We start from the raw sequence: 4,738 nt of genomic DNA, 5'->3' as shown, positions 1-4,738 counted from the left end.
AGGGTTGAAAGACAAATCCAAGTGATTTTTCAGTCAACCTGTCGTTCAAAGTGGTAGTGAAAGACAAATCCAATTGAATTTTCAGTAAGGCTGTCGTTCATAGCAGTATTGAAAGACAAATCCAAATGGCTGTTCAGCAAAACTGTCGTTCAAAGTGGTAGTGACAGACAAATCGAAATAGTCTTTCCGTAAATCTGTCGTTCATAGCCATTGCTTTTTCTATAGAAGTGCCCTTCATTGCACTATAATGATCTTATAATTAAGAAAACCACCATTCAATCGGTGGTTTTCTTCGTTCTTTTAATTATAAAGTAAATGGCTGCTATTACGATCGCAGCGATGATAAATGGCATGACGTAGGGTTGGGCGTATTCCTTGATATGGGACCAGTTTTTGCCGAGGACGGTTCCTAGATAAAGAAATAGGATGGTCCAGGGTACAATGGCAGCTACGGTATAAAGGGTGAACCGGGTGGCTGACATTTTGGCGATGCCGGCCGGGATGGAAATGGCGTGACGGACGACAGGGATGAATCTTGCGGAAAAGATAACTCCTGCTCCATACTTATGAAACCACTGTTCCGCGACATCAATATGTTTCTTTTTTATTAGCACATATTTTCCGTATCTCTCCAGAAACGGACGACCGCCGTAATAGCCGGCCCAATACAGGAATAATTGCGCTATAGTTCCACCAATGGTTCCGGCAATGACGGCGCCGACAAAATTTATGTGTCCAAGGGAAATCATGTACCCGCCATAACCTAACACAATTTCACTGGGGATAATCTCAATCATTAAGCCTAGGGCAATTCCGAAATAACCTAACTGGGATAGAAACTCTAAAATGCTATAAATATATTCTGTCATAACACACCTACACTTAAAATTTTTTCAACTCTTTCTAGTTTATAATAGTTTGTCTCATATTGAAATATATATGGCGAGCCTTCATTTCCCATTCCTTATAAAAAGGAAAAGCAGCGGACCGCGCTGCTAAAGAAGGTCATTGACTCAATGATTGTTTTGTTGAAAACATATAATTCTTGTGATGGTAATGGATGCTGTATACGATGCCCATAGCAAACATATTCCCCATTAATGAGCTGCCCCCATAGCTGATAAATGGCAGCGGGATGCCGGTAATCGGGAGCACTTGGATGGTCATTCCGATGTTTTGGAAAACATGGAAGGTAATCATACTGATAATCCCGGTACAGATATATACATTAAACGGATCATTGGTATCCAGTGAAGTCTTAATTAAATGGTAAATTAATAAAAAGTACATGCCAATCACAATACTGCCGCCGACAAATCCATATTCCTCCCCAATGACACTAAAAATAAAATCAGTATGGGCTTCAGGAATGTATACCTGCCGTTGATTAAATCCCTTGCCGGACAACAATCCAGAGCCAATTGCGGTCAATGATTTCATTAGGTGATAGCTCGAGTCGGTGGAATGGTTTGTGGGGTCTAGCCAGGCATAAATTCGATTAAATTGATAGGTTTTCACGTGCACATATTTTTCCAGAAACTCAGGCTTCTGAATCACTAGATATAAGATCAGGGCCATCAATGATGCACCGGACCCGTAGATGGGTAAAATGATTTTCCAAGTGATCCCCGATATAAAAATCATTCCTGTTAGGATCGACAAAAGCACGAGCCCGGTTCCAAGGTCAGGCTGCAACATGATCAAGCCAAGCGGCACAGCGGTGGCTACGCCTAGTTTCATTAGCAGCATAAAATCAGTTTGTAATGACTTATCCAAATATTTTTCATGGTGGCTGGCAATGATGCGGCTTAAGGTCAAGATTAAAAAGACTTTAACAAATTCCGAAGGCTGAATTTGACCGATCCCCCTAATGACAAACCAGCTTTTGGCCCCATTTCGAATCGGAGCGATGGATACTGGAGCCACATAAACGGCAATCAGCAAAAATATACCAAAGCCATATAAAATCCATGAGAGCTTTCTGTATTGATAACTGTCAAAAAGAATGGTTACGGAAATAATCAAGGCCCCAACGACATACCAGACCATCTGCATAAATAAGAAATTGGCCCCGTATTGGCCAGAGCCCTGCGCACTATAAATAGTAGCACAGCTTATAAGAAAAAATAAAAATAACAATAATGTCAGGGCCCAATCAAACCGTTCCACTTTTTTCATGTGTTTATTCATTTGTCACACCCGTTTTTCTAAGGTAAAAAATTACATAGCATCCATTAATATAACGATTTAAACCAATAAAAGGTTTCATATATTTTACATAAGATGCTTTAAAAAAGCGGTGGCAATGCCGAAATAAGTAAGTAACGAAAAGATATCATTTAATGTTGTGATCAGTGGCCCAGATGCCACGGCAGGGTCGATTCGCAATCGAAACAACATTAGTGGAATGATGGTCCCGGCAAGAGTACCAATAATTAACGTGAAAAAAAGCGAACATCCTACTACAAAGCCCAGGATCAAGTTGCCTTGCCAGATATAAGCAATAATTGCGATTAAAAGGGAACAGGTCAACCCAATGGAGATTCCAACGCCTAATTCTCGTAAAATTAAGCGAATGATCACTTTTTTATCAATATCATGAGAGATTAGCCCCCGTACGACTACTGCGAGGGATTGTGTCCCGGTGTTTCCGGTCATTCCAGCAATCATTGGCATAAAAAAAGCGAGAGCAACCACCTTTTGCAGGGTTTCTTCGAAGCTGCTGATAATCCGGCCTGAAATAAGCCCGATGAATAACAATAAAATCAGCCAAGGCAGTCGTCTTGCAGCTGCGACAAGTGTCTTTGTTTCAAAATCAATCGCTTTTCCGGATGCAGACAGTTTTTCAATATCCTCATTGGCCTCTTTTATCACGACATCGATGACGTCATCGACAGTAATAATTCCAACGAGAACATCTTGCTCATCCACGACCGGAACGGAAATGAAGTCGTACCGTTCAACCGTTTTAGCTACATCCTCCTGGTCTGTTTTGACGGTAACAGAAATAACCCGCTCATACATAATATCGCTAATTTTTTCATGCAGCTCTGCCAACAGCAAGTCCCTGTAAGAGACAACGCCAACCAGCTTGCTTTCTTCATTGATGACGTATAAATAGTTGAGCGACTCCGCAAACTCAGCAAATGATTTTAGCTTATCTACTGCTTCTCTGACAGTGAAATAAGTGCGAATCCAAACGAAGCGATTGGTCATAATTCTTCCGGCAGTTTCCGGAGGGTACTTCATGATGTCCTTTACTGCATTAGATTCCTCTATCTTCATTTCTGAAAGCAGCGAATCCTTTTTTTTAGGGGATAATTCATGAAGCAGTGTAGCTAAATCATCATTATCCATAAGGTTTAAAACTTTGCTGGATTTTTCAATTCCCAGCATGTTTAATAATTCTAGCTGCTCCTCTTTTTCGAGCTCCTCCATGAGGTCAGCCAAAACATCAAATTTTAAAAATAATAGAAATCTTGGCTTGTGCTGTTCTGGCAATGACTTATATATTTCGGCCACATCATAGGGCTGCAATTCCTCGAGAATCGGATCAAATTCTTCTTTTTTATTTTCGGTAAGGGTCCGAATAATCTGAAGGCTTAGTTCTTCATGCGACATATTTTTAATCATACTGGCTCATCCTCCTTTCGTAGAAATTCTATATAATAAAATAGAGAGGTAGAAGTAACTTAATTATAGTATGTGTATATTATCCTCGAAAATTGAATAAAGAGGAATTGTATTTAGTCTGATAAATCTGCAATTTATTTGTAAAAAAAATGAAATAAGCAATTTATCCTATTATTTGATAAAATAATTGAGTATGAATAAAAATATCTGGAAGTTTAATGGAAACTTTCAAAAAGGTTAAAATATATGTGGTTGATCGGAGGAGTTTTGCTGTGAAAAAGCATCATCAGGACATACGGGATCTAATTTATATTCATCTAAATCAAACGGACCAGTATGTGTTATCCTACGGTATTGAATTCGATGAATTTGCAGCCACTTTTGCGGGTTCCTTAAACCACTTACTTTTATTAAAACACCGCTTTGATGATGCTGATTTTAACAGGCACACACTGTTAGAATATTGCCCTGAAGACAGAATTAACAGATTGGCTGCTGAAGATGTTTATAGCTATGGAGATTTTTGCTGGATTGATTTTACTGAAGAAGAAGTCCTAAATGAATTATCGGGGCAGGAAATGGCAGAATTGCTTTATCTTGGTCACCATAAACAGCATTTGAAATCTCCGTTTTATAAAAAGCTTGATAACCGGTTTGTCTATCTGGCACATGATGATGGCTGGTTTAATAAAACGTATTATCGAAGTTTTAAGGATTTTTTCTACCTGTTTAGTGAAGTAATTGCTTCTAAAATGGGTGAACTGAAGCCGGAAAAGTCACTGCTGGGGTTAAGAAAAAAACGTACATATCCGCCGGTTAATAAAGAAATCCTGTTATCGTTAACACCCTTTCTTAAGGAGGGAATTTGTATTTCTTTACGGGCTGCCGATGTCCAGCGAAACCGGGTAGAAATTCCTGTCTGGGTGATGGGGGATTTTGCAAATATGGATGATATGTACGATGAATATCAGAATATTTTGAATGAGCCATTTCATGCGAAAATTATTTTTGATAGAAAAACGAAAGAATGGAAGCTGAATCTAATGTAAATCTCTCCATCCCGGGGAGATTTCTTTTTTTAGGGGAGACCCGCAGGCGCAAGCGC

Annotated in this window: 4 protein-coding genes; 1 reads left to right on the top strand and 3 read right to left on the bottom strand. The window is 39.3% G+C overall.

The annotated features are described in order from the left end of the window. Positions 1–275 precede the first annotated feature (275 nt). The 3 genes from V7083_RS16680 to mgtE form a co-directional block, all read right to left on the bottom strand. Positions 276–869, bottom strand: coding sequence for a DedA family protein (locus V7083_RS16680; protein ID WP_335479889.1), 594 nt, complete (start codon positions 867–869; stop codon positions 276–278). Positions 870–1,005: 136 nt separating this feature from the next. Further along, the gene (locus tag V7083_RS16675) at positions 1,006–2,190 is read right to left on the bottom strand and encodes an FtsW/RodA/SpoVE family cell cycle protein (protein WP_335479887.1); all 1,185 of its coding nucleotides are present in this window, start codon (positions 2,188–2,190) and stop codon (positions 1,006–1,008) included. Positions 2,191–2,274: 84 nt separating this feature from the next. Further along, positions 2,275–3,633: a magnesium transporter gene (gene mgtE / locus V7083_RS16670; RefSeq protein WP_335479885.1), complete on the bottom strand. Its 1,359-nt coding sequence runs from the start codon at positions 3,631–3,633 to the stop codon at positions 2,275–2,277. 272 nt (positions 3,634–3,905) lie between these two features. Between mgtE and V7083_RS16665 the strand changes: the two genes are divergently transcribed. Then, on the top strand, positions 3,906–4,682 hold the full coding sequence (locus V7083_RS16665) for a hypothetical protein (RefSeq protein WP_335479883.1): 777 nt from the start codon (positions 3,906–3,908) through the stop codon (positions 4,680–4,682). The last annotated feature ends 56 nt before the right edge of the window (positions 4,683–4,738 follow it).

Origin of the sequence: Bacillus sp. JJ1764 (genome assembly GCF_036962145.1) — a bacterium.
Taxonomy (GTDB): domain Bacteria; phylum Bacillota; class Bacilli; order Bacillales; family Cytobacillaceae; genus Neobacillus.
This window is presented reverse-complemented; position numbering and strand designations above follow the sequence as displayed.